Genomic DNA, 26,559 nt, shown 5'->3' with positions numbered 1-26,559 from the left:
CGGCCGAACCCGGACAACTGGAACCGCGACTAGTCTGGCAAGATCCGAGGCGGTCTTTCAAGAAAAGACCAGCCTTTCTGACAGTTCCGAGCGACTTCGCAACAGCTCCATCGCTCTGAGCCTAGCACTTAGCCCTGCAACGCACTCAGGGTCAGATCCAGGCACTTGCGTGCCTTTGTAACCAGCTCGTCGATCTCCGCCTTGCTGATCACCAGCGGCGGCGCGATGATCATGGTGTCGCCCACGGCACGCATGATCAGCCCGTTGTCGAAGCAGAACTGGCGGCAGATCATGCCCACACCCTTGCCTTCGTAACGCTTGCGAGTGGCCTTGTCCTGCACCAGCTCGATGGCCCCCAGCAGACCGACCCCGCGCACTTCACCCACCAACGGGTGATCGTTCAGTTCGCGCAGACGTTTCTGCAAATACGGTGCCGTTTCTTCGTGGGCGCGTTCGATGATTTTCTCTTCGCGCAGAATCCGGATGTTTTCCAGACCCACCGCCGCCGCCACCGGGTGACCGGAGTAGGTGAAGCCGTGGTTGAAATCGCCGCCCTCGTTGAGCACCGCCACCACTTCGTCACGCACGATCAGGCCACCCATCGGGATGTAGCCGGACGTCAGGCCTTTGGCGATGGTCATCATGTGCGGCTTGAGGTCGTAGAAATCACTGCCGAACCATTCGCCGGTACGGCCGAAACCGCAGATCACTTCGTCAGCCACGAACAGAATGTCGTACTTGGCGAGGATTTCCTTGATGCGCGGCCAGTAGGTGTCTGGCGGAATGATCACGCCGCCGGCGCCCTGGATCGGCTCGGCAATGAAGGCACCGACGTTGTCCACGCCGACTTCGAGAATCTTCTCTTCCAGCTGATTGGCCGCCCAGATCCCGAACTCTTCCGGGGTCATGTCGCCGCCTTCGGCAAACCAGTACGGCTGGGCGATGTGGACGATGCCCGGAATCGGCAAGTCGCCCTGTTCATGCATGTAGGTCATGCCGCCCAGGCTCGCGCCGGCCACGGTGGAGCCGTGGTAGCCGTTCTTGCGGCTGATGATGACTTTCTTGTTCGGCTGGCCCTTGATCGCCCAGTAGTGGCGAACCATGCGCAGCATGGTGTCGTTGCCTTCGGAGCCGGAACCGGTGAAGAACACGTGGTTCATGCCTTCCGGCGCCACGTCGGCGATGGCCTTGGCCAGTTCCAGCGCCGGCGGGTGCGCGGTCTGGAAGAACAGGTTGTAGTAAGGCAGTTCGCGCATTTGTCTGGCGGCCGCATCGGCCAGCTCATCGCGTCCATAACCGATCGCCACACACCACAGACCCGCCATGCCATCGAGGATCTTGTTGCCCTCGCTGTCCCACAGGTACACGCCCTTGGCGTTGGTGATGATCCGTGGACCCTTTTCTTTCAGCTGCTTGAAGTCGCTGAAAGGGGCCAGGTGGTGATCGCTGCTGAGGGCTTGCCACTCACGGGTTTGCGGGTTGTTGCTGGTCATGCCAATTCTCCTTGTTATCGGTGAAGGCGCGGCGGCTGGCCACCGCGCCCGGCGTATCAGACGGCGAAGAGCAGGTATTCACGCTCCCAGGAACTGATCACGCGCTTGAAGTTTTCATGCTCGGCCCGCTTGACCGCGACGTAGCCGGTGATAAAGGTCTTGCCCAGATATTTCTCGATGGTCGCGCTGTTTTCCATGCGCTCCAGGGCGTCCTCGATGGTCAGCGGCAGGCGCAGGTTGCGGCGCTCGTAACCACGGCCCACGACTGGCGCGCTCGGGTTGATGCCTTCGACCATGCCGATGTAGCCGCAGAGCAGGCTTGCGGCAATCGCCAGGTACGGGTTGGCGTCCGCGCCCGGCAGACGGTTTTCCACCCGACGGTTCTGCGGGCCGGCGTCCGGGACGCGCAGGCCCACGGTGCGGTTTTCTTCGCCCCACTCCACGTTCACCGGCGCCGAGGTGTCCGGCAAGAAGCGGCGGAACGAGTTGACGTTCGGAGCGAACAGCGGCAGCAATTCAGGGATCAGCTTCTGCAAGCCACCGATGTGGTGCAGGAACAGCTGGCTCATGGTGCCGTCGTCATTGGAGAACACGTTCTTGCCGGTCTCGATGTCGACGATGCTCTGGTGCAGGTGCATCGCACTGCCCGGCTCGCCGGTCATCGGCTTGGCCATGAAGGTCGCGGCCACGTTGTGCTTCAGCGCAGCCTCACGCATGGTGCGCTTGAACACCAGAATCTGGTCGGCCAGCGACAACGCATCGCCGTGACGGAAGTTGATTTCCATCTGCGCCGTGCCGTCCTCGTGGATCAGCGTATCGAGGTCCAGCTCCTGCAATTCGCACCAGTCGTAGACATCTTCGAACAGTGGATCGAATTCGTTCGCCGCTTCGATGGAGAACGATTGGCGACCGATCTCCGGACGTCCGGAACGGCCGACCGGCGGCTGCAACGGATAGTCCGGGTCGTCGCTGCGCTTGGTCAGGTAGAACTCCATTTCCGGCGCCACGATCGGCTGCCAGCCCTTGTCGGCATAGAGTTTCAGGACTTTTTTGAGGACGTTGCGCGGCGACAGCTCGATCGGGTTGCCTTGCTTGTCGTAGGTGTCGTGGATCACCTGGGCGGTCGGCTCGATGGCCCATGGCACCAGGTACACGGCGTTCTGGTCGGGACGGCAGATCATGTCGATGTCGGCCGGGTCGAGCAGTTCGTAATAGATGTCGTCTTCGACGTAGTCGCCGGTCACGGTCTGCAACAGAACGCTCTCTGGCAGACGCATGCCTTTTTCGGCGATGAACTTGTTGGTCGGCGAGATCTTGCCCCGGGTGATGCCGGTCAAGTCGCCGATCATGCATTCGACTTCTGTGATCTTGTGGTCTTTCAACCAATCGGTGAGCTGGTCGAGGTTGTTACTCATAAATGCCTCTGGGCTGAGTCTCCTGACAGATGTCAGGCAATGTTTGACGCACCAGGCGTCGCGTTAAAGGGCCTTGCTCGCGCGCAGTGCCGGCTTACGCCTGGCACCGCGCATAGACAATGAAGGAGGAGCTTACCTGCCCTTTACGCTGGTGTTGCATTTCCTGTGCACATTCCGGGTGTGCAGAATCACGGGCACGGCGACGGACGCGATGCAGGCCGGGAGCGGGAAAGAGATCTATATTGAAAGTAGAACCGTTAAAGAGGATGCCCTCGCACACGTCCGGAATATCGGACGCTGCCGCTCGATCTGCCATGGGCAGGGAGATCGCTGGCACGTTGCAGGCCTTGCGGGCCGTGCTGCGGACGGACGTGTCGCCACTGATGTGATAAGCATGCAGACCGGACTGCAAAGAGCAGTCGGTGACGCCGATTAACGGCAGGCGAGACATGAAGCACCCCGGTATTATTGCTGTTATGGGTTTGACCCGAGCTTAGCCTTGTTCATTTTTTTACACAACACCCCCGTAAAAAATACAACACGGCCTGCTCAAGCCTGCGGGTGGCGCGTCCTTCACGGATAAAAAAATGCCCCAAAGTGCCCCATAAATGCCCTCGTGGCGCTTTTTCAGGGCAGAAAAGGCCTCGCTTGACTTCGGCAGGCCGTTCGGGTTGACTGAAACCAGAAAAGATCAATGATTGATATTTTTAACAACAAAGGTGTTGCATCATGTCGGTACCCCCGCGTGCCGTTCAGCTTAACGAAGCGAACGCGTTCCTTAAGGAACATCCTGAGGTTCTGTACGTTGACCTTCTGATTGCGGATATGAATGGTGTGGTGCGCGGCAAGCGCATCGAACGCACCAGCCTCCACAAGGTTTACGAGAAAGGCATCAACCTGCCGGCCTCTCTATTTGCTCTGGATATCAATGGTTCGACGGTGGAAAGCACCGGCCTGGGCCTGGACATCGGCGACGCCGACCGTATCTGCTATCCAATCCCCGATACCCTGTGCAACGAGCCATGGCAGAAGCGCCCGACCGCGCAACTGTTGATGACCATGCACGAACTCGAAGGTGACCCTTTCTTCGCCGATCCGCGCGAAGTGCTCCGTCAAGTTGTTGCAAAGTTTGACGAGCTTGGCCTGACCATCTGCGCCGCATTCGAACTCGAGTTCTACCTGATCGACCAGGAAAACGTGAACGGCCGCCCTCAGCCGCCACGCTCGCCGATCTCCGGCAAACGTCCGCACTCGACCCAGGTCTACCTGATCGACGACCTCGACGAGTACGTCGACTGCCTCCAGGACATTCTGGAAGGTGCCAAAGAGCAAGGTATCCCGGCCGACGCCATCGTCAAGGAAAGTGCCCCGGCGCAGTTCGAAGTGAACCTGCACCACGTCGCCGACCCGATCAAGGCGTGCGACTACGCAGTCCTGCTCAAGCGTCTGATCAAGAACATCGCCTACGACCATGAAATGGACACCACTTTCATGGCCAAGCCGTACCCGGGCCAGGCAGGCAACGGTCTGCACGTCCACATTTCGGTTCTCGACAAACAAGGCAAAAACATTTTTGCCAGCGAGGATCCCGAGCAGAACGCCGCGCTGCGTCACGCGATCGGCGGTGTGCTCGAGACCCTGCCCGCGCAGATGGCTTTCCTCTGCCCGAACGTCAACTCCTACCGTCGTTTCGGCGCACAGTTCTACGTGCCGAACTCGCCGAGCTGGGGCCTGGACAACCGCACCGTGGCCCTGCGCGTACCGACCGGCTCCGCCGACGCGGTCCGTCTGGAACACCGCGTGGCCGGCGCCGACGCCAACCCGTACCTGCTGATGGCATCGGTGCTGGCGGGCGTGCACCATGGTCTGACCAACAAGATCGAGCCACCGGCCCCGACCGAAGGCAACAGCTACGAGCAGAACGAGCAGAGCCTGCCGAACAACTTGCGCGATGCCCTGCGCGAGCTGGACGACAGCGAGGTGATGGCCAAGTACATCGATCCGAAATACATCGATATCTTCGTCGCCTGTAAAGAGAGCGAGCTGGAGGAGTTCGAACACTCCATCTCCGACCTCGAGTACAACTGGTACCTGCACACCGTTTAAGCGGATTGCAGCAAACGAAAACGCCGTTGGCTTCTCAGCCAGCGGCGTTTTTTTATTGGCCTCTGTGGCAGAGATTCAAGCTCTGCGTACAATGCCCGCTGCCCCGCAGGAGACTTTCATGACGCGTCCCGCCCCCGTCCGCAAACCCCGTGCCCGCAGTCAGGCGCGGATCGATTCGATACTCGACGCCGCACGCACGCTGCTGGCCGCCGAGGGCGTGGCGAGCCTGTCGATCTACAGCGTGGCCGAGCGCGCGCAGATTCCGCCCTCCTCGGTCTACCACTTCTTCGCCAGCGTCCCGGCGCTGCTTGAAGCCCTGACGGCGGACGTGCACGCAGCCTTCCGCGCCTGCCTGCAAGCGCCGATCGACCACGCCGCCCTGCGCAACTGGCGTGACCTGTCGCGGCTGGTCGAAGAGCGGATGCTGCAGATCTACGGCGAGGATGCCGCCGCCCGGCAACTGATCCTCGCGCAACACGGCCTGACCGAAGTCACCCAGGCCGACCGCCAGCACGACCTCGAACTCGGCGACCTGATGCACAAGCTGTTCGATCATCACTTCGAACTGCCGCGCCTGCCGGATGACGTGGATGTGTTCGCGCTGGCCATGGAACTGGGCGACCGCGTCTACGCCCGTTCGGTGCAGCAGCATGGGCAGATCACCCCGCGCATGGCCGAAGAAGGGATGCGAGTGTTCGATGCCTATGTCGGGCTGTATCTGCCGCCCTATCTGCCCAAACGCTGAGACATGATCGTTCCCACGCTCTGCGTGGGAATGCCTCTGGGGACGCTCCGCGTCCAGTGACGCGGAGCGTCACGGGCTGCATTCCCACGCGGAGCGTGGGAACGATCACTCGACCGCACTGACCATAAAAAACCCCGAAGGGCTCACACCCTTCGGGGTTGTTTTTTTACTCACAGACTTACAACTTGGCGATGGACACCTCGGTGGATTTCACGAAGGCGATCACTTCGCTGCCGACCTCCAGTTCCAGTTCCTTGACCGAACGGGTGGTGATCACCGACGTGACGATGCCGGAAGCGGTCTGCACGTCGATTTCCGACAGCACGTCGCCGAGAACGATCTCCTTGATCGAGCCTTTGAACTGGTTGCGTACGTTGATGGCTTTGATAGTCATGGCATTGATTCCTGTCGTTTGCTTGAGTTATTGAGCCCAACGCAGTTGCGTCGGCAAGGGTGAAACGGGTTCCGGCGCCGGCGGCTCGCCGGGCAGGGACAACACACGATTGAGTACTTCGGTTTCCAGCGCGGCCAGGCGATGTGAGCCTCGTACCCGAGGGCGCGGCAGCTCTATTGGCAGATCGAGACCGATTTCGCCGTCCTCGATCAGAATCACCCGGTCGGCAATCGCCACCGCTTCGCTGACGTCGTGGGTCACCAGCAACACGGTGAAACCATGTTGTTGCCAGAGACGTTCGATCAGTTGCTGCATCTCGATCCGGGTCAGCGCATCCAGCGCACCCAGCGGCTCGTCGAGCAGCAAAAGACGCGGTTGATGAATCAGCGCCCGAGCCAGCGCCACGCGCTGCTTCTGCCCGCCGGACAACGCCGCCGGCCATTCACTGGCGCGATCGGCGAGACCGACTGCATCCAGCGCCTGCAAGGCCTGCGGGCGCCAGTCGCCCTTGAGGCCGAGACCGACGTTGTCGATGATCTTTTTCCACGGCAGCAGCCGCGCTTCCTGGAACATCAGCCGGGTGTCATCCCGGGCATCGCTGAGCGGTGCAGCACCCGCCAGCAGATCGCCGCCGGTGGGTTGATCGAGGCCGGCCAGCAAGCGCAGCAAGGTGCTTTTGCCGCATCCGCTGCGCCCGACCACAGCGACGAACTGCCCCGCCGGAATGTGCAGATCGATGTCTCGCAGCACCTGCCGCGCGCCGAAGGTCTTTCGCAGGTTGCGCACCGCCAGCGGAATCCCGCGCAGCAGGCGTGGAGGTTGTTGAGCGGTCATGCCGCACCTCCTTTGGCCACTTGATACGCCGGATGCCAGCGTAGCCAGACGCGCTCAAGGCCACGGGCAGCGAGGTCGGCCAGCTTGCCGAGCACCGCGTACAGCAAAATCGCCAGCACCACCACGTCGGTCTGCAAAAACTCCCGGGCGTTCATCGCCAGGTAACCGATGCCGGAGCTGGCAGAAATGGTTTCTGCCACGATCAGCGTCAGCCACATGAAGCCAAGGGCGAAGCGCACACCGACCAGAATCGAAGGCAGCGCGCCCGGCAGAATCACCTGCCAGAACAGGCTGAAACCGGACAGGCCATAACTGCGCGCCATCTCCACCAGCGCCGGATCGACGTTGCGGATGCCGTGATAGGTGTTGAGGTAGATCGGGAACAACGTGCCCAACGCCACCAGAAAAATCTTCGCCGACTCGTCGATGCCGAACCACAGAATCACCAGCGGAATCAGCGCCAGGTGCGGCACGTTGCGGATCATCTGTACCGAGCTGTCGAGCAGACGCTCGCCCCACTTCGACAGACCGGTGATGAACCCCAGCACCAGGCCGATGCTGCCACCGATGGTGAAGCCCAGCGCGGCGCGCCAGCCGCTAATTGCCAGGTGCATCCAGATTTCGCCGCTGCGCACCAGACTCACGCCGGCTTCGATCACCGCCACCGGTGCCGGCAGAATCCGCGTCGACAACCAACCGGCCGACACCGACAACTGCCACACCCCCAGCAACAACACCGGCAACGCCCAGGGCGCGAGGCTGTGGATAAATTTCTTCATGGCAGCGCCTCAGCTCTGGGACGCGGCTTTGGGAAGAATGTCGTTGGCCACCATCTCGCCGAACGGGCTGACGTAACCGGCGCTTTTCGGCAGTTCCGGGCGCTCGACGTCGAGGTGCGGAAACAGCAGCTCGGCCACGCGATAGGATTCTTCGAGGTGTGGATAACCGGAGAAGATGAAGGTATCGATGCCCAGATCCGCGTACTCCTTCACCCGTGCCGCCACGGTCGGGCCGTCGCCGACCAGCGCCGTACCGGCACCGCCGCGCACCAGACCGACGCCGGCCCACAGGTTCGGGCTGACTTCGAGGTTGTCGCGGCTGCCGCCGTGCAGCGCGGCCATGCGTTGCTGACCGACCGAATCGAACCGCGCCAGCGAGGCCTGGGCACGCTTGATGGTGTCGTCGTCCAGATGAGAAATCAGACGATCCGCCGCTTGCCAGGCTTCGGCGTTGGTTTCCCGCACGATCACATGCAGACGGATGCCGAAGCGTACGGTGCGGCCGAGCTTGGCAGCCTTGGCGCGAACCTGTTCGATCTTCTCGGCGACTGCCGCAGGCGGCTCGCCCCAGGTCAGCACCATTTCCACTTGCTCGGCGGCCAGATCCTGCGCGGCTTCCGACGAGCCGCCAAAGTACAGTGGCGGACGCGGTTGCTGGATCGGCGGATAGAGCAATTTGGCGCCCTTCACGCTGATGTGCTCGCCGTCGTAATCCACGGTTTCGCCCTCCAGCACACGGCGCCAGATCCGGGTGAATTCCACCGAGGCCTGATAGCGCGCTTCGTGATCGAGGAACAGACCGTCACCCGCCAACTCTTCCGGATCGCCACCGGTCACCAGGTTGAACAGCGCACGGCCGCCGGATAGACGATCCAGGGTCGCGGCCTGACGCGCCGCCACCGTCGGGGAAATGATCCCGGGGCGTAGGGCGACGAGGAATTTCAGACGCTGGGTCACCGGGATCAGCGAGGCCGCCACCAGCCACGAGTCCTCGCAGGAACGGCCGGTGGGAATCAGCACGCCGCCGAAACCCAGTCGATCCGCCGCTTGCGCGACCTGTTGCAGATAGCCGTGGTCGACGGCGCGGGCGCCTTCGGCGGTGCCAAGGTAATGGCCGTCGCCGTGGGTCGGCAGAAACCAGAAGATGTTGAGGCTCATGGAGTGGTCTCCTTGGGGATTCGAATTACTGGGCCTGGGTGGCCGAGCTTTGGGCCACAGCGGCCGGTGGGGTCCAGATCACGTCCTTGATGCTCAGCGGCTTGGGAATCAGCTTGAGCTGGTAGAAGGTGTCGGCGATTTTCTGTTGTGCGGCGACCACTTCCGGGGTCAGGAACAGCGCGCCATAGCCCTGGCGTTTCACCGAGGTCAGGGTGATGTCTGCCGGCAGGCCGAGCAGCGGCGACACCTGTTGGGTGACGTCTTGCGGGTTGGCTTTGGACCACTCGCCGACGGCGCGCACTTCGTCCACGAGGGTCTTGATCACCTCGGGATTTTTCTGTGCATAGGGTTTGGTCGCCAGGTAGAACTGGTGGTTGTCGACGATGCCTTTGCCGTCACGCAGGGTGTGCGCTTGCAGCTGTTTCTCGGCGGCGGCCTGGTAGGGGTCCCAGATGACCCAGGCGTCGACGCTGCCACGTTCGAACGCGGCGCGGGCATCGGCCGGCGGCAGGAATACGGTTTGAATGTCGGTGTACTTGAGGCCGGCGTCTTCCAGCGCACGCACCAGCAGGTAGTGAACGTTGGAGCCTTTGTTCAGGGCGACTTTCCTGCCCTTGAGATCCGCCACCGATTTGATCGGCGAATCTTTCGGCACGAGGATCGCTTCGCTGTTCGGCGCTGGTGGCTCGTAGGCGACGTAGAGCAGGTCGGCACCGGCTGCCTGGGCGAAGACCGGTGGGGTTTCGCCGGTGACACCGAAGTCGATCGAGCCGACGTTCAGGCCTTCCAGCAATTGCGGGCCGCCGGGGAATTCAGTCCATTGCACGTCGACGCCTTGGGCGGCGAGGCGTTTTTCCAGGGTGCCCTTGGCTTTGAGCAGCACCAGGGTGCCGTACTTCTGATAACCGATTCTTAGCGTCTCGGCTTGAGCTTGAGTGATGGCGCCGAAGGACACAGCCGCAGCAAACAGAGCGACCAGACCACGACGCAAAAATACAGTGCGCATAGCGCTCTCCTTTTTTGCTGTTGGGTTTTGGCTGCACCTGCTTGCCCGTTGGCGGGCGAGTAAGGCCAGTACTTCAAATTTCGATGTGGCTTAAATGCTCCAGCGAGCACTCAACAAACGTTCGTTCAACAACCCCGGCTCCAGTGGCTTCGGCCGACGGGCCATGGCGCTGACAAACTGGTCCAGCGCTTCATGCAACCGCTGCTCCAGCGCCGGTGCCAGCTGCGCCTGGGCACTGCCCTCGCCGTAGGCGATCTGGCTGTCCTCGGCAAAAATCCCTTGCAGCATTTCCTGGGCTTTCAATGCCGACAGCACAGGTTTGAGGGCGTAATCGACCACCAGCATGTGGGCGATGCTGCCGCCGGTGGCCATCGGCAAAACAATCTTGTGGTTCAGCGCACGTTCGGGCAGCAGATCCAGCACGGTCTTCAGAGCGCCGGAAAACGACGCCTTGTACACCGGCGTGGCGATCAGCAGGCCATCGGCGTTTTCAATCTGTTGCAGCAGGTGGAGCACCTTCGGGCTGTCGAAGCGGGCGTGGAGCAGGTCTTCAGCCGGAAAGTCCCGCACCTGATAACTCACCACTTCCACCCCTTGCTGCTGCAACCAGCGTTGCGAGCGCTCCAGCAACACCCCTGAGCGGGAACGTTGACTGGGACTGCCACCGAGTGAGACGACCAGCATTCAGAAGATTCCTTGCGCGTTACAGGCGATTCGCGGGTTGCGGTCTCGCTTCAATGACAGTGACCTTACCAGCTCATTTATATATCCATAAATCATATTTATTCATTTGGTTATTCTTTAAAGATATATGTATTTCACTTTCCTGCGGGCAAAAAAACAGGCCGTGAAAACGGCCTGAAACCCTGCATCGTGTTCGTACTGATCGCTCCCTAGCACTGATGATCGTTCCCACGCTCTGCGTGGGAATGAATCCATGGACGCTCCGCGTCCACTGTGACGCAGAGCGTCACGGGCGGCATTCCCACGCGGAGCGTGGGAACGATCTGCAACGAGGTGTGCCCGGTCAGATCACTTGTTCGGCTGTGGGGTCAGGCGCAGGTAGGGCTTCACCGCGCGGTAGCCCTTCGGAAAGCGTTGCCTGATTTCGTCTTCGTCCTTGAGCGACGGCACGATCACCACGTCTTCACCGTCCTGCCAGTTGGCCGGGGTGGCCACCTTGTAGTTGTCGGTGAGCTGCAGCGAATCGATCACCCGCAGAATCTCGTGGAAGTTGCGCCCGGTGCTCGCCGGGTAGGTGATGGTCAGGCGGATCTTCTTGTTCGGATCGATCACGAACAGCGAACGCACGGTCAGGGTGTCGTTGGCGTTCGGATGGATCAGATCGTACAGATCGGAGACCTTGCGATCGGCGTCGGCCAGGATCGGGAAGTTGACGATGGTGTTCTGCGTTTCGTTGATGTCTTCGATCCACTTGTGGTGCGAATCCACCGGATCGACCGACAGCGCAATGGCTTTCACGCCACGTTTGCTGAACTCATCCTTGAGCTTGGCAGTGAAGCCCAACTCGGTGGTGCAGACCGGGGTGAAGTCCGCCGGGTGAGAAAACAGCACGCCCCAGCTATCGCCCAGCCATTCGTGGAAACGAATCTTGCCGGCGCTGGAATCCTGTTCGAAATCGGGGGCGATATCGCCAAGTCTGAGGCTCATGGTGCGGCTCCTGATGAGTTGTTGGAGACCTCAACTGTAGCTCGGGATTTGTTCTTCTGAAAAAGAATAAATAACGAGATATTTATATCGTTATTGAATATTAAACATCTGTTCACTGGACGCCCCGCAGCATCGCGACGAACATCGCCCACAAGGTTCGAGAAGGCCTTGAGTTGCTGTAAAGAGGGGAACATCGGGAAAGGCTTACGGGGGTGAGCCGGACCCGAAACGCAAAAGCCCCGTCCGGCGCGATGCCGGACGGGGCTTTTTTACATCGGGCTTTTTACATCAGTGCAGGAGCGCGCTATTACAGCAGCGGGATCGAGTAGCTGACGATCAGGCGGTTTTCGTCCTGGTCACGCTGACCTGGAATGTCGTTGCGCCAGGTAGCGTTTTTCCACATCAGACCCAGGTTTTTCAGCGGGCCTTCTGGTACCACGTAACCAACAGTCAGGTCGCGTTCCCACTCGGAACGACCGCTGCCAGCCACCGGGTGAGCAGGCGTGTTGGCGATGGTGTCGATGTTATCGCCACGCAGGTAAACCACACCGGCGGTCAGGCCTGGCAGGCCGACTTTCGCGAAGTCGTACGAGTAGCGTGCTTGCCAGGTGCGCTCGCCGGCACGGCCGAACTTCTGGATTTGCATGTCGGTGATGGTGTAGTTCGACGAACCATCACCTTGGTTCAGCCAAGGGAAGTCGCTGCTGCCATTGGAAACCTGATAGCCGCCACCGAAGGTGTGACCGGCCACGGTGTACAGGAACAAGCCGCTGTACAGGTTGTTGTCGACTTTACCGCGACCAGCACGGAAGCCTTGGTAGTTACCCGAACTGAAATAGTTCGAATCATGGCCGTTGGCACCGTCATCGGAGCTGTTGAAATAACGGAAGTCGGACTTCAGCACGCCTGGGCCGATTGCCCAGTTGTGAACCAGACCCAGGAAGTGTTGCTTGTAGAAGTCTTCCAGGTTGCCGTAGTAGTACTGGGCAGTCAGGTCTTTGGTGATCTTGTAGTCACCGCCGGCGTAGATGAATTTGTTGCTGTCGCGGAAAGTTGCGCCACGGGAGTTGGCACCACCGATCGACAGGTTTTCGTTGTTGCTGGAGTTACGACCTTTCACTTCTTCGATCTGACCGCCAACCAGAGTCAGGTCCTTGATCTCGCCGGAAGTGATCTGACCGCCCTGCCAGGTTTGTGGCAGCAGACGGCCATCGTTGGTCACGATAACCGGGTTCTTCGGCTGCAGAGTACCCAGCTTCAGTTCGGTCTGGGAGATCTTGGCCTTGGCAGTCAGGCCCAGGCTGGAGAAATTATCAACCGCTTCACCGTTGGACTTGCTTGGGAACACGGTGCCGCCGTAAGAAGCGCCAGTGGCGCCGTTAGTGCCGCCACCCGAATCCAGACGAACGCCCAGCAGGCCGATAGCATCAATACCGAAGCCTACGGTGCCTTGGGTGTAACCGGAGATGAAACGCAGATCGAAGCCTTGGCCCCATTCTTCGTTCTTGCTCTGCACGCCGGAGGCGGTTTTGGCAGCGCTGTCGCGGTTGTCAGTGTTGATGTAGAAGTTACGCAGCCCCAGGGTGGCCTTGCTGTCTTCGATGAAACCGGCGGCGCCTGCCTGCTGCGCCAAAACCCCTACGGCCACGGCCAGGGCCAAGGTGGACTTGTTCATGTTTCGCTCCTCTCGTTTCTATTTCTTTTGCTTTTTTTTTGCTGTCGGCTCCGGATCAATTGCCCGAAAACCTGAAACACCTAACGCTGCGGATCTCTTAGCCCCGTCAAAGCCGCGGAAGCATACCTCGTCATAATCTCGAAAAGAATTGTTCCACTCTTTTTAAGAACGTCGAGACATATACAAACGCGCGACAGAATCGAGGTATCGGCTCAAACGCCGATTCCTGAACCCTTTAGATTGTCGAGGGACAAAAATGCCAAAACACCGCAGCGCATTCCGGACATCGGACGGTCTACTCTAGACTGACGCCGAAAAACACAAAAAGAATAAAAAACACTCAATAAGTAACATTCAGGAATATGGAATAAAAGGCAAAAAAAACCTTGCCGAGCGGCAAGGTCTTTTTCAGCATTTTTTACAGGAAGCTATAGGTGTAGTTGAAGATCAGACGGGTCTGATCCTGATCGGCAATATTGATCTGGCTGCCACGATAAACACCATTGCGCAGTGTCACGCCGAAGCCTTTGAGTACGCCCTCTTGAACGGTGTAATCAATACGCATGTCTCGCTCCCACTCGGACATGTCGCTACCGGTACCGTTCGTTGCCTTGATGTTTTCGCCATGCAGATAAGCGATCGAGGCTTTGAGGCCCGGTACGCCCAGACCTGCGAAGTCATAGGAATACTGTCCGAAGGTGGTGTTTTCACCGGCACGGACAAAGCCGTTAACCATGGCGTCAGTGAACAAATAGAAACTGGTCCCACCGGCACCTTCGGGACGACCGTTGCCATCCACCACGTTGCCTTGGTTCAAGTAGACGAAACCACCGTCATCGTTGACGCGTTGATGGCCGAGCAAGAATGCGTTGCCACCCAAGGTGTATGTGAACATGGCGCTCCAGGTCTTGTTATCGACCTCGCCCGGGTTCCTGGCATAACCACCGTTGTTATTGAAGCGGTAGCCTGCCTCCCCGTTCTTGCCATCGGAGCTGCTGTCAAAATAGCGGATATCGGTCTTGAACGACTGGTTGGTGCCGATCGGAAGAACATGCACCAGGCCGAAGAAGTTCTGCTTGTAATAATCCTGCAGGTTGGAGTGGTAGTACTGCAGGGTCAGGTCTTTGGTGACCTTCCAGTCGGCGCCTGCATAGCGGAACTGATTGCTGTCCTGCGTACCACCAGCCACTGCCAGGCCAGTGCTGTTTGTCGAGGCACGACCCACTGCATGCTCGAGCTGACCGGCGTTGAAGGTGACGTTGTCGATTTCCTTGGAGGTGACCGTGCCACCCTCGAAGGTTTGAGGCAGCAGGCGGCTATCGTTCGCGACCAGAATCGGCAAGTTAGGTTGCAGAGCACCACCCAAGTGAGCTTCGGTCTTGGACAGACGTGCCTTGACGTTACCCGCTATGCGGCTCCAGGAATGTGTTGCCGAGCCGTCGGAATCACTTGGGGAGAACGTGTTGCTGTCCGGGTGGTGCCCACGTCCACCATCCAGGTGAATGCCGCTGATCGCCTGCACATCCAGACCAAACCCGACCGTGCCCTGAGTGAAACCGGAGAGGTAATCGAACTTGAAGCCCTGCGCGGTCTCTTTCTGATCGGCGCCGCCATCACGGTTATCGTTGTTGTAGTACATGGTGCGGGAGCTCAGGGAAGCCTTGCTGTCTTCGATGAAACCCGCGGCACCTGCCTGCTGCGCCAATACCCCAAAGGCCACAGCCACGGCCAAGGTGGACTTATTCATTGTCAAGCTCCTCTCGTTTCTAATTCTTGTTTTCCCGGCCCGGATCGACGCCCGAGTCCCAAGGTTAGCGATTAGCGCCAGAGCGTGACTCACAAGTCAATCGTAACCATGTGTGTCTACGACCATAGTCTAATCTCCGGTTTTTTGGTCCATGCAGTTTCATGAGTTCGTCATGAATCCGAAAAGAATTGATGTCTTCTTTTCTAATACCCTTTAGGAATTTAAACCCCGTGTTTAAAGGCTCGAGTGCTCCCCACGCGAACGCGACGATCAATTTCTGAAGAGTATTTGAATCACCCTGTCGAGAGTGATTTGTGCTGAAGCAATCCGGAAACATTTCCATCACAACAACCGCCAACCCGCGCAATATCCAGATCAATTGTTACAGTTTGTGTATCGGGATATTTTTTTCACGCACAACGCATCCGCCTTGCCGAATTGACCTGGCTCGATGCAGCAATCGTGTTCAGTGATGTTGAATCAGGGGGGGACTGCAGAAAGCGGCTGAGTGGGGAGCTTGCGGCCTGCATCTGCTGCCCCACAGCCTGATGAATCAAAGCGTCTTTTCGAAGATCTTCGAATTGCGCTGATAGTTATAGAGCGAAGCCCGCGCCGCCGGCAGGCGCTCGACGCTGCTCGGTTCGAAACCGCGCTCGCGGAACCAGTGGGCCGTGCGGGTGGTGAGGACGAACAGGGTCTTCAGGCCCTGCGCCCGGGCGCGGGTTTCGATGCGCTCGAGCAGTTCGTCGCCGCGACCGCCATGGCGATACTCGGGATTCACCGCCAGGCACGCCAGCTCGCCGGCATCCGAATCGGCAATCTGATACAGCGCCGCACAGGCGATGATCATTCCTTCACGCTCGACCACGCTGAACTGCTCGATTTCACGCTCCAGCACTTCACGGGAGCGACGCACCAGAATCCCCTGCTCCTCCAGCGGGCTGATCAGATCGAGCAAGCCGCCGACATCCTCAATAGCCGCCTCGCGCACCAGTTCGAATTGCTCCTGGGCCACCAGCGTACCGCCACCGTCACGGGTGAACAGTTCGGTCAGCAGCGCACCGTCCTCGGCATAACTGACGATATGGCTGCGCGCCACGCCGCCACGACAGGCTTCGGCAGCAGCATCCAGCAGTTCCGCCTGATAGTTGCTGCCCAGACGCTGCAAGTGCGCCGGCACCTGTTGCGGGCGCAGCTCACGCACCAGTTTGCCGTTTTCGTCGATCAGACCGGGGTCGGCACCGAACAGCAGCAGCTTGTCGGCACCCAGATCGATCGCAGCACGGGTCGCCACGTCTTCACAGGCCAGGTTGAAGATTTCACCGGTCGGCGAATAGCCCAGCGGCGACAGCAGCACGATGGAGCGCTCGTCAAGCAGGCGGTTGATGCCCTTGCGGTCGACCCGGCGCACTTCGCCGGTGTGGTGATAGTCGACACCTTCCAGCACGCCGATCGGCCGTGCCGTCACGAGGTTGCCGCTGGCCACCCGCAGACGCGAGCCCTGCATCGGCGACGAAGCCATGTCCATCGACAGCCGCGCTTCGATGGCGATGCGCAGCTGGCCGACCGCGTCGATCACGCACTCCAGCGTCGCGGCATCAGTGATGCGCATGCCGTGGTGGTAGTGCGGGGTCAGGCCGCGGGCGGCGAGACGGGTTTCAATCTGTGGGCGAGAACCATGAACCAGCACCAGCCGCACGCCGAGGCTGTGCAGCAGCACGATGTCGTGGACGATATTGCCGAAATTCGGATGCTCGACGCCGTCGCCCGGAAGCATGACGACGAAGGTGCAATCGCGGTGAGCATTGATATAGGGAGACGCGTGGCGAAGCCAATTGACGTATTCGGGCATGAACCTGGGCCTGTAATAAATAGCAGCCGGAAAAGGGGCGAAACGGAAAACGCACAGCGGGCTGATGGTTATCGTCGGAACAGGCTTGGCGACACGCGCGCTCTCCTCATGAATACGGGTGGGTGTGTGGGCAATTTATACAGCTTTGAGACAGTAATGTTCGATCAACTGCCGCAATAGATGCACGGTAGGCTGCAAACGTGACATTTCGAGGTACTCGTCCGGCTGGTGCGCACAAGCGATGTCGCCGGGGCCGAGGACGATGGTTTCGCAGCCAAGGCGCTGAAGATAAGGCGCTTCGGTGCCGAACGCTACCGCTTCGGCCGCGTGGCCGGTGAGTTTTTCGGCAATTCGCACCAGTTCCGCGTCTTCGGCCTGCTCGAACGGCGGCACTTCGGGAAACAGCGGTGCGTAATCGATCTTCACCTGATGGCGTTCGGCGACCGGATTGAGCCTGTGCAGAATCTCGCTGCGCAAGACCTTGGGGTCCATCCCCGGCAGCGGCCGCAGGTCGAATTCCAGCGAACACTGGCCGCAGATGCGGTTGGGGTTGTCGCCACCGTGGATACAGCCGAAGTTCATGGTCGGCTGCGGCACGCTGAACTGCGGGTTGTTGAATTCGCGCTGCCACAACAGGCGCAGGCCGCGCAGTTCGCCGATGGCGTCGTGCATTGCTTCGAGAGCGCTGTGTCCCAGACGCGGATCCGACGAATGGCCGCTCTGCCCGAGGATATCGATGCGCTCCATCATGATGCCCTTGTGCATGCGGATCGGCTTGAGCCCGGTCGGCTCGCCGATCACCGCCGCCCGGCCCAGCGGCCGCCCCGCTTCAGCCAGCGCCCTGGCACCGGACATCGAGCTTTCTTCATCGCAGGTGGCAAGGATCAGCAGCGGTTGCTTGAACGGCTGGTCGAGCAGCGGTTGCACGGCTTCGATGATCAGGGCGAAAAAGCCCTTCATGTCGCAACTGCCGAGGCCGACCCAGCGGCCATCGACTTCGGTGAGTTTCAGCGGGTCGGTTTTCCACAGCACATCGTCGTACGGCACCGTGTCGCTGTGCCCGGCCAGCACCAGCCCGCCGGGGCCGCTGCCGAAACTGGCGAGCAGGTTGAATTTCCCGGGGCTGACCTGCTGGATGTCGCAAGCGAAACCGAGGTCGCCGAGCCAGCCCGCGAGCAGGTCGATCACCGCCCGGTTGGACTGATCGAGGCCCGGCTGGGTGCAACTGACCGACGGCGCGGCGATCAGTGCAGCGAACTGGTCTTGCATGGACGGCAAAGGCATCGCTGACTCCAACTCCCGGATTGAGGTTCATCATAGAACCATCCGGCGCCGAGAATAAACCGCCGCAAAGCGTAGGAAGGTTCAGTCCTGTACACTGCACGACCTTGGCAGCCACACATTCCCCCGGCTGCGCTCCCGATCCTGGATTTTCCGGCCATGCAGAAAGAAACCGAAATCAAACTCCGCGTCAGCCGCGAAACCCTCGCCGCCCTGCGCGAGCACCCTCTCCTGAAAAAACGCAACAAAAGTGGCTGGGAACGCCGTGAGTTGATGAATCAATACTTCGACACGCCCGAGCGTGACCTGGCCCGGGCCAAGGTTGCCCTGCGCCTGCGCAAGGACGGTGAAGAAGTGATTCAGACCCTCAAGACCCGTGGCCAGAGCGTCGCCGGCCTGTCCGAACGTAACGAGTACGACTGGCACCTGCCCAAAGCCAAGCTCGACGTGAAGAAACTCGACGGCGAGTGCTGGCCCGAGTCCCTTGCCGAGCTGGACAAGAAAACCCTGAAACCGATCTTCACCACCGATTTCGTCCGCGAACGCGCCGAAATCGCCTGGGGCCGTGGCAAGACCAAAGTGGTCATCGAAGCCGCGCTGGACCTGGGCCACGTGGTGGTCGGCAAGCAGAAAGAAGAAATCTGCGAGCTGGAACTGGAACTGCGCGAAGGCGAACCTGCCGCACTGCTGGAACTGGCCGCCGAACTGGCCGAAACCCTGGCCCTGATGCCGTGCGACATCAGCAAGGCCGAGCGCGGTTATCGCCTGTACGACGCCAACAGCTACTCGCTGAGCCTGCCGGCGCCGGCCATTACCGCCGAAACGCCGCTGGACGACGCCTTCGCCGCCCTGGCCTGGCACTTGCTCGGCAGCAGTCAACGTCTGGCCGAACAGTATCGTTTCAACGGTCACTGGCGCCTGCTGCAGGACTGGGTCGAGAACCTTGCGGAAATGCGCGCCCTGCTGAGCAGCCTTGGCCAGGCTGCGCCCCGTCAGTCGACCCACGACTTGCGCGTTGCGCTGGATGCACTGCTGGAAGACTGGCGCCCGCTGGTACAGGTCGGCATCGAAGACGAAGACGTGCGCAAAGCCGCGCCGGAGCAGTTCCTCGAAGAACTGGAAGACCCGCGCTGGGGCCTGTTCTCGCTGAACGCTTCGCGCTGGTTGCTGGCCCGCACCTGGACGGCTGACCGCAACACCCGTGGCAATCGCCAGGGTGCCGCGCAGTTGCAAAGCTGGCTGCCGCGCCTGCTGGGCGAAGAAGCCACTTCGCTGCAATTGCAGCGTTATCAGCAGCAACCGGAAGATCTGGCCGAGCAACTGCCGCGCATCGAGCGCATCCAGGTCTGGCTGCACCACGCGCGCAACGTGCTGGACATCCCGGAAATGGATCGTCTGTACGGCGAGCTGAACAAACTGGCGCAACTGGCCAACGAGCCGACCATCACCGACGAACTGCTCGATGCACGCAAGCATCAGGCGATTGCGGTGTACCAGAATCGCGCCTGGAAAATGCTGCTGCGCATGTAACACCGCCATCGCCAGCAGACTGTGATCGTTCCCACGTCGAGGCGTCGAACCGTCTGCGTGGGAATGCCTCAATGGACGCTCTGCGTCCGCTTTGGGACGCGGAGCGTCCCGGGCTGCATTCCCACGCAGAGCGTGGGAACGATCATCAGCGCAGTACCGGCAGGCTCGTCGTCGACTTGATCTCCGACAACGCCACAATCGAGTTCACTTCCTGAATCCCCGGCACCAGCGACAGCTTTTCGAAGAAGAATCGCTCATACGCCTCGATGTCCGCCGCGACGATCCGCAGCAGGAAATCCACCGCCCCCATCAGCACATAACACTCCAGCACTTCGGGAAAGCCGCGAATCGCCTCGGTGAATTCAGTGAAGTTCGAACGGCCGTGGGCGTTGAGTTTGATCTCGGCGAAGATCTGCGTGTTCAGGCCGATTTTCTTGCGATCGAGCAAGGTCACCTGACCACGAATGATCCCCTCCTCCTTCATTCGCTGAATTCGCCGCCAGCAGGGCGACTGCGACAGGCCGACCTGTTCGGCAATCTGTGCGCTGGACAGGGAAGCGTCCTCTTGCAGCAACGCGAGAATGCGTCGGTCGTAACTGTCCAGCTCACTGTGCATAAATAATCCTCGGAATCAGCCAATAGCGAATTGATCCAGCCGATCAATCGCAGAATCGGCTCATCTTAGATAAGAAATGCCCGGCATCGAATGTAAAAATTTCTCCACTGACTCCGGAGACCTGCCATGCCACACCTCGAAGCCGTCAACACCCCCGCGCCCCGTGCCGATGTGTGGAACGCCAGCAACCCTCATTGCCTTGCGCAGTACCGGATCCTGGCCGAGGCCGAGCCGGATGTGCTGGTGCGCGTGCTGAACCTGTTCGCCTTGCAGTTCCTCACCCCGGAACAGGTCAATGTCCAGCGAATGGACGATTTGCTATCGATCGACATCGTCATGGGTGGCCTGAGCTGGCACCGCGCCCAGGTGATCGCGGAAAAACTTCGTAACCTGATCAGCGTCTGCTCGGTAAACCTGCAAAACCCCGACGCGGCGTGGGATGCGCCGGCGCAGGCGGCCGGCTGACAAGAGCCGAAACGTCTTCGTCGGGTAGTGGCCCAACGGTCGGCGGGGCCACGACTATTCTTTGCGCACTGTCGTTCAAAAGGAGTCCGCATGCCCGTTCAACTCGCCACTCAGGACCGCTGGCTGGATCTCAATGAGGTACTGCGTGAACTGGTCGCCCAGGGTTTCATCTGCCAGGACTCGGCCGAGCAGGCGCTGAATGCCCGGCGCCGGCATGCCGCCCACGGCCAGAAGCACCCGCTGGAATTCATCGCCAGCCAGCAACTGGACGACCTCAGCCGTCCGGGCAAACACCTCGACCTGGAAAGCCTGACCCTGTGGCTGGCGCAGCAGGCCGGCCAGCCGTATCTGCGGATCGATCCACTGAAGATCAACGTCGCCGCCATCACACCGCTGATGTCCTATGCGTTTGCGCAGCGCCACAAGATCCTCGCGGTTTCGGTCGACCGCGACGCGGTCACTGTGGCCAGCGCCCAGCCCTACGTCAGCGGCTGGGAGGCGGATCTGACTCACGTCCTGAAACTGCCGATCAAACGGGTGGTGGCCAACCCCGCCGACATTCAGCGTTTCAGCGTCGAGTTCTTCCGTCTCGCCAAATCGGTCAGCGGTGCCAGCAATGCCGATGCGCAGGGCGGCAACCTCGGCAACTTCGAGCAACTGCTCAATCTCGGTGCCAGCGATCAGGAACCCGACGCCAACGACGCCCACATCGTCAACATCGTCGACTGGCTGTTCCAGTACGCCTTCCAGCAGCGGGCCAGCGATATCCACATCGAGCCCCGGCGCGAGCAAGGCACGGTTCGCTTTCGCATCGACGGTGTGCTGCACAACGTCTATCAATTTCCGCCGCAGGTGACGATGGCCATCGTCAGCCGCCTGAAAAGCCTCGGCCGGATGAACGTTGCCGAGAAGCGCAAACCCCAGGACGGCCGGGTCAAGACCAAGACCCCGGACGGCGGCGAAGTCGAGCTGCGGCTGTCGACCCTGCCCACCGCGTTCGGCGAAAAAATGGTGATGCGGATCTTCGACCCGGAGGTGCTGCTCAAGGATTTCGACCAGCTCGGGTTTTCCGCCGACGACCTGCGGCGCTGGCAGGACATGACCCGCCAGCCCAACGGCATCATTCTGGTCACGGGCCCGACCGGTTCGGGCAAGACCACCACGCTCTACACCACACTGAAAAAACTGGCGACCCCGGAGGTCAACCTCTGCACCATCGAGGATCCGATCGAGATGGTCGAGCCGGCGTTCAACCAGATGCAGGTCCAGCACAACATCGACCTGACCTTCGCCGCCGGCGTGCGCGCGCTGATGCGGCAGGATCCGGACATCATCATGATCGGCGAGATCCGTGACCTAGAGACCGCCGAAATGGCAATCCAGGCGGCGCTGACCGGGCACCTGGTGCTCTCGACCCTGCATACCAACGATGCGCCGAGCGCCATCAGCCGCCTGCTGGAACTCGGCGTGCCGCATTACCTGATCAAGGCCACCGTGCTCGGGGTGATGGCGCAGCGACTGGTACGAACCCTGTGCCCGCACTGCAAGGCGCCGCTGACTCTGGACGAAGAAGACTGGGAAACCCTGACCCGGCCGTGGCAGGCGCCGCTGCCGGGCAATGCGCAACGGGCCATCGGTTGCCTGGAATGCCGCGACACCGGTTATCACGGTCGTGCCGGGGTCTACGAAATCATGCAACTGACCGACAGCCTCAAGGCCTTGATCAGCCCCGACACCGATCTCACCGCGATCCGCCGGCAGGCGTTCAAGGAAGGCATGCGCAGCCTGCGATTGTCCGGCGCACAGAAAGTCGCGGCAGGGCTGACAACCCTTGAGGAAGTGTTGCGGGTGACACCCCAGAGCGAGCAGAAATAGCCGCTCACGGAACCGGATCGGGGAAACGGCGATCCAACCGGTTATTCAACACCAGTGGAGTCACCCAACATGCGTCTCAAACTTGCTGTCGCCACCCTTGCCCTGCTGTCTCTGCCTGTTGGTTCGGCAATGGCCGACAGCTTTTGGCGTAACGTCATTTCGTCCGGTGCCACCACCGGCTCGACCTACCTGACCTTCAAGGATCACAAACTGATCGTTGCCGCCCAGGACGATGCCGGCAGCTTCGTCGCCAGTGACGGCGGTATCCGTGGCCCGTACCTGGAAGCGGCGATGCAGAAAGTCCGCGCCGACAATCCGGGCCTGCAGGCAACGGACATGGAACTGGCGAACGCGATTCTGGCGAAGAACGCCGTGGCGTCGGAATAACTTTCCGGACAGACAAAAATGCCGCTCACACGAGCGGCATTTTTGTGCCCGCAGTTTCCGGTTCGCCCTGACCCGCTCCCACGGTCGAGGCATACGCGAAAGATCAGCGGTAATCGTCCACCGGCACGCAGGCGCAGAACAGGTTGCGGTCGCCGTAGACGTTATCGACCCGGTTCACCGCCGGCCAATACTTGTGCGCCTTGGTGTGAGCATCCGGCGTGATGCCCTGCTCGATGCTGTAAGGCCGATCCCACACGCCGGTGATATCGGCCAAGGTGTGTGGCGCCCGCTTGAGCGGGTTGTCTTCGGCCGGCCAGTTGCCGTTCTGCACCTCGGTGATTTCTGCGCGGATGCTCAGCATGGCGCCGATGAAGCGATCCAGTTCGGCCTTGGACTCACTTTCGGTCGGCTCGACCATCAGGGTGCCCGGCACCGGGAACGACATGGTCGGCGCGTGGAAGCCGTAATCCATCAGGCGTTTGGCGACGTCTTCCTCGCTGATGCCGGTGGCGGCCTTGAGCGGCCGCAGATCCAGAATGCATTCGTGGGCGACCCGCTCGTTGCGCCCGGTGTACAGAACGGGGAAAGCGCCGGACAGGTGCTGCGCCAGGTAATTCGCCGCGAGGATCGCCACTTCGCTGGCGTCCGCCAGTTGCGGCCCCATCATCGCGATGTACATCCAGCTGATCGGCAGAATGCTCGCACTGCCCCATGGGGCGGCGCTGACCGCTCCATTCTGCGGTTGCGGCCCGTCGATCGGAATCACCGGATGGTTGGCAACAAATGGCGCCAGATGCGCACGCACGCCAATCGGCCCCATGCCCGGCCCGCCTCCGCCATGGGGAATGCAGAAGGTCTTGTGCAGGTTCATGTGTGATACGTCGGCGCCGATGTCCGCCGGCCGCGCCAGCCCGACCTGGGCGTTGAGGTTGGCGCCGTCCATGTACACCTGGCCGCCGTGCTTGTGGATAACTTCGCAGATTTCGCTGATGCCTTCCTCGTACACACCGTGGGTCGACGGATAGGTCGCCATCAGGCACGACAGCCTGGCGCCAGCCTCGGACGCCTTGGCTTTCAAATCTTCCAGATCAACGTTGCCGGCCTCGTCGCACTCGACAATCACCACGTGCATCCCGGCCATCTGCGCCGAGGCCGGGTTGGTGCCGTGGGCCGAGGAAGGAATCAGACAAATATTCCGCCCGCCCTGCTGGCGGCTCTCGTGGTATTTGCGGATCGCCAGCAACCCGGCGTACTCGCCCTGGGCGCCGGAGTTGGGCTGCATGCAGATCGCATCGAACCCGGTGATCGCGCACAGCCAGCGCTCCAGCTCTTCGATCATCAGCGTGTAACCGACAGCCTGCTCGCGGGGCACGAAAGGGTGCAGGTTGGCGAACTGCGGCCAGGTGATCGGGATCATCTCGCTGGTGGCGTTGAGTTTCATGGTGCAGGAGCCCAGCGGGATCATCGACTGGTTGAGCGCCAGATCCTTGTTCTCCAGCTGCTTGAGGTAGCGCAGCATCTCGGTTTCGCTGTGGTGGGCGTTGAACACCGGGTGACGCAGGTACGGCGTGCTGCGTTGCAGTGTGTCGGGAATGCCGGAGGTCAGCGTTTCGCCGTCGAGATCATCGACACTCAACCCGTGATCGGCGCCCAGCAGCACATCGAATAGCCTGGCCACGGTGGTTTCATCACAGGCCTCGTCGAGGCTCAGCCCCAGTTGGCCACGACCGAGGATGCGCAGGTTGATCTGCGCGGACCGGGCACTTTCAATGATCGCGGTTTGCGCCCCGCCGACGTCCAGCGTGAGGGTGTCGAAGAAGTGTTCGTTGAGGCGCTTGATGCCATGGCGTTCAAGCCCGGCGGCGAGAATGCAGGTCAGCCGGTGCACGCGCTGGGCGATTCGTTTCAGTCCTTCCGGGCCGTGATAGACCGCATAGAAACTGGCGATGTTGGCCAGCAACACCTGGGCGGTGCAAATGTTCGAATTGGCTTTCTCCCGGCGAATGTGCTGCTCGCGGGTTTGCAGGGCCATGCGCAGCGCGACGTTGCCACGGGCATCTTTCGACACGCCGATGATCCGCCCGGGAATTGCCCGTTTGTATTCCTCGCGACTGGCGAAAAACGCCGCGTGCGGGCCTCCATAACCCATTGGTACACCGAAGCGCTGGGATGAGCCGAACACCACGTCCGCACCCAGTTCGCCCGGCGGGGTCAGCAGCAACAGGCTGAGCAGATCCGCCGCCACGCAGGCCAGCGCCTGCTGCGCGTGCAGGTGGTCGATCAGCGGCCGCAGGTCGCGAACTTCGCCGTGGGTGTCGGGGTATTGCAGCAGCGCGCCGAACACCTGGTGCTGCTTCAAGTTATCCACAGTGTCGACGATCAGCTCGAAACCGAAGCCTTCGGCGCGGGTCCGCACCACGGAAATGGTCTGGGGATGACAGTTTTCGTCGACGAAGAACAGATTGCTTTTCGACTTCGCCACCCGCTTGGCCAGGGCCATGGCTTCCGCGGCGGCAGTGGCTTCATCGAGCAGGGAGGCGTTGGCCAGTTCAAGGCCGGTGAGGTCGATGGTCAGTTGCTGAAAGTTGAGCAACGCTTCGAGCCTGCCCTGGGCGATTTCCGGTTGGTAAGGCGTGTAGGCGGTGTACCAGCCGGGATTTTCCAGCACGTTACGCAGGATGACGGTCGGCGTCAGGGTGCCGTGGTAGCCCATGCCGATCAGGCTGGTCCAGACCTGATTCTGTTCGGCATAACCGCGCAGTCTGGCCAGCGCTGCCTGTTCGTCCAGCGCCGGCGGCAGGTCCAGCTCGCGGTTGAGGCGAATGCCCGGCGGCACGGTCTGTTCGATCAGCTCGACCCGGCTGCCGAGGCCGAGGCTGTCGAGCATCGCCTGCTGCTCGGCGGCATCGGGCCCGAGGTGGCGGCGCAGAAAGGCATGGGGATCGCGTAACTGGCTCAGGGATGGCAACTGGGACATGACGGGCTCTCTCTTGGCTGGCGGCTCAGCGTCAATGCAACACGGTCAAACCAGCATAGCAGCCACCCCGACCGCAAAAGTCCCGGGCAGAAAAAAGCCCCGACGGGTCGGGGCCTTGGGATCTGGCCTGCAGCTTATTCGCCGATGGCGGCCTTGTAGGCGGCAGCGTCGAGCAGTTTGTCCAGCTCGGACTTGTCGCTTGGCTTGAGCTTGAAGATCCACGCGGCGTACGGATCGTTGTTCAGCTCTTCCGGCGAACCGGCCAGTTCTTCGTTGACGGCAATCACTTCGCCACCAACCGGGGAATAGATGTCGGAAGCAGCCTTGACCGATTCGACAACGCCGGCGGCATCACCGGCGGCGAACACCTTGCCCACTTCTGCCAGCTCGACAAACACCACATCACCCAACGCTTCCTGGGCGTGATCGCTGATGCCCACGGTGACAGTGCCGTCGGCTTCCAGGCGCGCCCATTCATGACTTTCGGCAAAACGCAGTTCAGCTGGGATGTTGCTCATGCTCGGTGTCCTCAAGAAATTGTCAGCGGTCGTGC

Annotated in this window: 23 protein-coding genes; 6 read left to right on the top strand and 17 right to left on the bottom strand. The window is 60.8% G+C overall.

Annotated features, from left to right (window positions below; translation table 11 throughout):
• Positions 1 to 128: 128 nt before the first annotated feature.
• The 3 genes from CAF79_RS05150 to CAF79_RS29415 all read right to left on the bottom strand — a co-directional run bounded on the left by CAF79_RS05150 (position 129) and on the right by CAF79_RS29415 (position 3,359).
• Complete coding sequence (locus tag CAF79_RS05150; RefSeq protein ID WP_085696929.1) at positions 129 to 1,493, bottom strand: aspartate aminotransferase family protein; 1,365 nt, start codon at positions 1,491 to 1,493, stop codon at positions 129 to 131.
• Positions 1,494 to 1,549: 56 nt separating this feature from the next.
• Positions 1,550 to 2,908: a glutamine synthetase family protein gene (locus tag CAF79_RS05145; protein ID WP_085696928.1), complete on the bottom strand. Its 1,359-nt coding sequence runs from the start codon at positions 2,906 to 2,908 to the stop codon at positions 1,550 to 1,552.
• A gap of 94 nt (positions 2,909 to 3,002) precedes the next feature.
• A complete protein-coding gene (locus CAF79_RS29415; protein WP_227233833.1) occupies positions 3,003 to 3,359 on the bottom strand; it encodes a gamma-glutamyl-gamma-aminobutyrate hydrolase family protein in 357 nt (118 codons plus the stop codon).
• A 278-nt stretch (positions 3,360 to 3,637) separates the two neighbouring features.
• On the opposite strand from CAF79_RS29415, the gene CAF79_RS05135 reads away from it, so the two are divergent.
• Both CAF79_RS05135 and CAF79_RS05130 read left to right on the top strand, forming a co-directional pair.
• Positions 3,638 to 5,014 (top strand): glutamine synthetase family protein, encoded by a 1,377-nt coding sequence (locus CAF79_RS05135; RefSeq protein WP_085696926.1) that lies wholly within the window; start codon positions 3,638 to 3,640, stop codon positions 5,012 to 5,014.
• Positions 5,015 to 5,132: 118 nt separating this feature from the next.
• Positions 5,133 to 5,759: a TetR/AcrR family transcriptional regulator gene (locus CAF79_RS05130; protein WP_085696925.1), complete on the top strand. Its 627-nt coding sequence runs from the start codon at positions 5,133 to 5,135 to the stop codon at positions 5,757 to 5,759.
• Between the two features lie 178 nt (positions 5,760 to 5,937).
• On the opposite strand, the gene CAF79_RS05125 is transcribed toward CAF79_RS05130, so the two are convergent.
• The 11 genes from CAF79_RS05125 to argE all read right to left on the bottom strand — a co-directional run bounded on the left by CAF79_RS05125 (position 5,938) and on the right by argE (position 18,159).
• On the bottom strand, positions 5,938 to 6,153 hold the full coding sequence (locus tag CAF79_RS05125; protein ID WP_065259896.1) for a molybdopterin-binding protein: 216 nt from the start codon (positions 6,151 to 6,153) through the stop codon (positions 5,938 to 5,940).
• A 27-nt stretch (positions 6,154 to 6,180) separates the two neighbouring features.
• Entirely contained in the window at positions 6,181 to 6,987 is an 807-nt protein-coding gene (ssuB, locus tag CAF79_RS05120; protein WP_085696924.1) for an aliphatic sulfonates ABC transporter ATP-binding protein, read from the bottom strand.
• Positions 6,984 to 7,766: an aliphatic sulfonate ABC transporter permease SsuC gene (gene ssuC / locus CAF79_RS05115; protein ID WP_085696923.1), complete on the bottom strand. Its 783-nt coding sequence runs from the start codon at positions 7,764 to 7,766 to the stop codon at positions 6,984 to 6,986. Before ssuC ends, ssuB begins: the two co-directional genes overlap by 4 nt.
• Before the next feature lie 9 nt (positions 7,767 to 7,775).
• Entirely contained in the window at positions 7,776 to 8,924 is a 1,149-nt protein-coding gene (gene ssuD / locus CAF79_RS05110) for an FMNH2-dependent alkanesulfonate monooxygenase (RefSeq protein ID WP_011336452.1), read from the bottom strand.
• Between the two features lie 25 nt (positions 8,925 to 8,949).
• A complete protein-coding gene (locus CAF79_RS05105; protein ID WP_085696922.1) occupies positions 8,950 to 9,930 on the bottom strand; it encodes a sulfonate ABC transporter substrate-binding protein in 981 nt (326 codons plus the stop codon).
• Between the two features lie 90 nt (positions 9,931 to 10,020).
• On the bottom strand, positions 10,021 to 10,614 hold the full coding sequence (gene ssuE, locus CAF79_RS05100) for an NADPH-dependent FMN reductase (protein ID WP_085696921.1): 594 nt from the start codon (positions 10,612 to 10,614) through the stop codon (positions 10,021 to 10,023).
• A 348-nt stretch (positions 10,615 to 10,962) separates the two neighbouring features.
• On the bottom strand, positions 10,963 to 11,601 hold the full coding sequence (locus CAF79_RS05090; RefSeq protein WP_085696919.1) for a peroxiredoxin: 639 nt from the start codon (positions 11,599 to 11,601) through the stop codon (positions 10,963 to 10,965).
• A gap of 307 nt (positions 11,602 to 11,908) precedes the next feature.
• Positions 11,909 to 13,276: an OprD family porin gene (locus tag CAF79_RS05085; RefSeq protein WP_085696918.1), complete on the bottom strand. Its 1,368-nt coding sequence runs from the start codon at positions 13,274 to 13,276 to the stop codon at positions 11,909 to 11,911.
• Positions 13,277 to 13,694: 418 nt separating this feature from the next.
• Complete coding sequence (locus tag CAF79_RS05080; protein WP_085696917.1) at positions 13,695 to 15,023, bottom strand: OprD family porin; 1,329 nt, start codon at positions 15,021 to 15,023, stop codon at positions 13,695 to 13,697.
• 553 nt (positions 15,024 to 15,576) lie between these two features.
• Entirely contained in the window at positions 15,577 to 16,875 is a 1,299-nt protein-coding gene (argA, locus tag CAF79_RS05070) for an amino-acid N-acetyltransferase (protein WP_085696916.1), read from the bottom strand.
• Between the two features lie 135 nt (positions 16,876 to 17,010).
• Positions 17,011 to 18,159, bottom strand: coding sequence for an acetylornithine deacetylase (gene argE / locus CAF79_RS05065; RefSeq protein ID WP_085696915.1), 1,149 nt, complete (start codon positions 18,157 to 18,159; stop codon positions 17,011 to 17,013).
• 156 nt (positions 18,160 to 18,315) lie between these two features.
• Between argE and CAF79_RS05060 the strand changes: the two genes are divergently transcribed.
• Positions 18,316 to 19,686 carry an inorganic triphosphatase gene (locus tag CAF79_RS05060; RefSeq protein ID WP_085696914.1) on the top strand — a complete coding sequence of 457 codons (1,371 nt, stop codon included), beginning with the start codon at positions 18,316 to 18,318 and terminating at the stop codon, positions 19,684 to 19,686.
• A gap of 145 nt (positions 19,687 to 19,831) precedes the next feature.
• Here CAF79_RS05060 and CAF79_RS05055 read toward each other — a convergent pair whose 3' ends face one another.
• Positions 19,832 to 20,302 carry an Lrp/AsnC family transcriptional regulator gene (locus tag CAF79_RS05055; RefSeq protein ID WP_007951785.1) on the bottom strand — a complete coding sequence of 157 codons (471 nt, stop codon included), beginning with the start codon at positions 20,300 to 20,302 and terminating at the stop codon, positions 19,832 to 19,834.
• A gap of 126 nt (positions 20,303 to 20,428) precedes the next feature.
• Here CAF79_RS05055 and CAF79_RS05050 point away from each other — a divergent pair, with 126 nt between their 5' ends.
• From CAF79_RS05050 to CAF79_RS05040, 3 genes are all read left to right on the top strand, one after another.
• The gene (locus tag CAF79_RS05050; RefSeq protein ID WP_085696913.1) at positions 20,429 to 20,767 is read left to right on the top strand and encodes a hypothetical protein; all 339 of its coding nucleotides are present in this window, start codon (positions 20,429 to 20,431) and stop codon (positions 20,765 to 20,767) included.
• Between the two features lie 90 nt (positions 20,768 to 20,857).
• Positions 20,858 to 22,642: a GspE/PulE family protein gene (locus CAF79_RS05045; RefSeq protein WP_085696912.1), complete on the top strand. Its 1,785-nt coding sequence runs from the start codon at positions 20,858 to 20,860 to the stop codon at positions 22,640 to 22,642.
• A gap of 69 nt (positions 22,643 to 22,711) precedes the next feature.
• The gene (locus CAF79_RS05040) at positions 22,712 to 23,029 is read left to right on the top strand and encodes a DUF2388 domain-containing protein (protein ID WP_007951791.1); all 318 of its coding nucleotides are present in this window, start codon (positions 22,712 to 22,714) and stop codon (positions 23,027 to 23,029) included.
• Positions 23,030 to 23,132: 103 nt separating this feature from the next.
• On the opposite strand, the gene gcvP is transcribed toward CAF79_RS05040, so the two are convergent.
• Both gcvP and gcvH read right to left on the bottom strand, forming a co-directional pair.
• Positions 23,133 to 26,006 (bottom strand): aminomethyl-transferring glycine dehydrogenase, encoded by a 2,874-nt coding sequence (gcvP, locus tag CAF79_RS05035; RefSeq protein ID WP_085696911.1) that lies wholly within the window; start codon positions 26,004 to 26,006, stop codon positions 23,133 to 23,135.
• 134 nt (positions 26,007 to 26,140) lie between these two features.
• Positions 26,141 to 26,524: a glycine cleavage system protein GcvH gene (gene gcvH, locus CAF79_RS05030; RefSeq protein ID WP_085696910.1), complete on the bottom strand. Its 384-nt coding sequence runs from the start codon at positions 26,522 to 26,524 to the stop codon at positions 26,141 to 26,143.
• Between the last annotated feature and the right edge of the window lie 35 nt (positions 26,525 to 26,559).

It is taken from the genome of Pseudomonas sp. B26(2017) (assembly GCF_002113045.1).
In the GTDB taxonomy this organism is placed as follows: domain Bacteria; phylum Pseudomonadota; class Gammaproteobacteria; order Pseudomonadales; family Pseudomonadaceae; genus Aquipseudomonas.
This window is presented reverse-complemented; position numbering and strand designations above follow the sequence as displayed.

Coding starts and splice junctions, on each gene's coding strand:
- CAF79_RS29415 (WP_227233833.1), bottom strand. CDS start 3,359: ATGTCTCGCCTGCCGTTAATCGGCGTCACCGACTGCTCTTTGCAGTCC.
- CAF79_RS05090 (WP_085696919.1), bottom strand. CDS start 11,601: ATGAGCCTCAGACTTGGCGATATCGCCCCCGATTTCGAACAGGATTCC.
- CAF79_RS05130 (WP_085696925.1), top strand. CDS start 5,133: ATGACGCGTCCCGCCCCCGTCCGCAAACCCCGTGCCCGCAGTCAGGCG.
- argE (WP_085696915.1), bottom strand. CDS start 18,159: ATGCCTTTGCCGTCCATGCAAGACCAGTTCGCTGCACTGATCGCCGCG.
- CAF79_RS05150 (WP_085696929.1), bottom strand. CDS start 1,493: ATGACCAGCAACAACCCGCAAACCCGTGAGTGGCAAGCCCTCAGCAGC.
- ssuD (WP_011336452.1), bottom strand. CDS start 8,924: ATGAGCCTCAACATCTTCTGGTTTCTGCCGACCCACGGCGACGGCCAT.
- CAF79_RS05055 (WP_007951785.1), bottom strand. CDS start 20,302: ATGCACAGTGAGCTGGACAGTTACGACCGACGCATTCTCGCGTTGCTG.
- argA (WP_085696916.1), bottom strand. CDS start 16,875: ATGCCCGAATACGTCAATTGGCTTCGCCACGCGTCTCCCTATATCAAT.
- CAF79_RS05085 (WP_085696918.1), bottom strand. CDS start 13,276: ATGAACAAGTCCACCTTGGCCCTGGCCGTGGCCGTAGGGGTTTTGGCG.
- CAF79_RS05135 (WP_085696926.1), top strand. CDS start 3,638: ATGTCGGTACCCCCGCGTGCCGTTCAGCTTAACGAAGCGAACGCGTTC.
- CAF79_RS05105 (WP_085696922.1), bottom strand. CDS start 9,930: ATGCGCACTGTATTTTTGCGTCGTGGTCTGGTCGCTCTGTTTGCTGCG.
- ssuE (WP_085696921.1), bottom strand. CDS start 10,614: ATGCTGGTCGTCTCACTCGGTGGCAGTCCCAGTCAACGTTCCCGCTCA.
- CAF79_RS05125 (WP_065259896.1), bottom strand. CDS start 6,153: ATGACTATCAAAGCCATCAACGTACGCAACCAGTTCAAAGGCTCGATC.
- gcvP (WP_085696911.1), bottom strand. CDS start 26,006: ATGTCCCAGTTGCCATCCCTGAGCCAGTTACGCGATCCCCATGCCTTT.
- ssuC (WP_085696923.1), bottom strand. CDS start 7,766: ATGAAGAAATTTATCCACAGCCTCGCGCCCTGGGCGTTGCCGGTGTTG.
- CAF79_RS05080 (WP_085696917.1), bottom strand. CDS start 15,023: ATGAATAAGTCCACCTTGGCCGTGGCTGTGGCCTTTGGGGTATTGGCG.
- CAF79_RS05060 (WP_085696914.1), top strand. CDS start 18,316: ATGCAGAAAGAAACCGAAATCAAACTCCGCGTCAGCCGCGAAACCCTC.
- CAF79_RS05050 (WP_085696913.1), top strand. CDS start 20,429: ATGCCACACCTCGAAGCCGTCAACACCCCCGCGCCCCGTGCCGATGTG.
- CAF79_RS05040 (WP_007951791.1), top strand. CDS start 22,712: ATGCGTCTCAAACTTGCTGTCGCCACCCTTGCCCTGCTGTCTCTGCCT.
- gcvH (WP_085696910.1), bottom strand. CDS start 26,524: ATGAGCAACATCCCAGCTGAACTGCGTTTTGCCGAAAGTCATGAATGG.
- CAF79_RS05145 (WP_085696928.1), bottom strand. CDS start 2,908: ATGAGTAACAACCTCGACCAGCTCACCGATTGGTTGAAAGACCACAAG.
- ssuB (WP_085696924.1), bottom strand. CDS start 6,987: ATGACCGCTCAACAACCTCCACGCCTGCTGCGCGGGATTCCGCTGGCG.
- CAF79_RS05045 (WP_085696912.1), top strand. CDS start 20,858: ATGCCCGTTCAACTCGCCACTCAGGACCGCTGGCTGGATCTCAATGAG.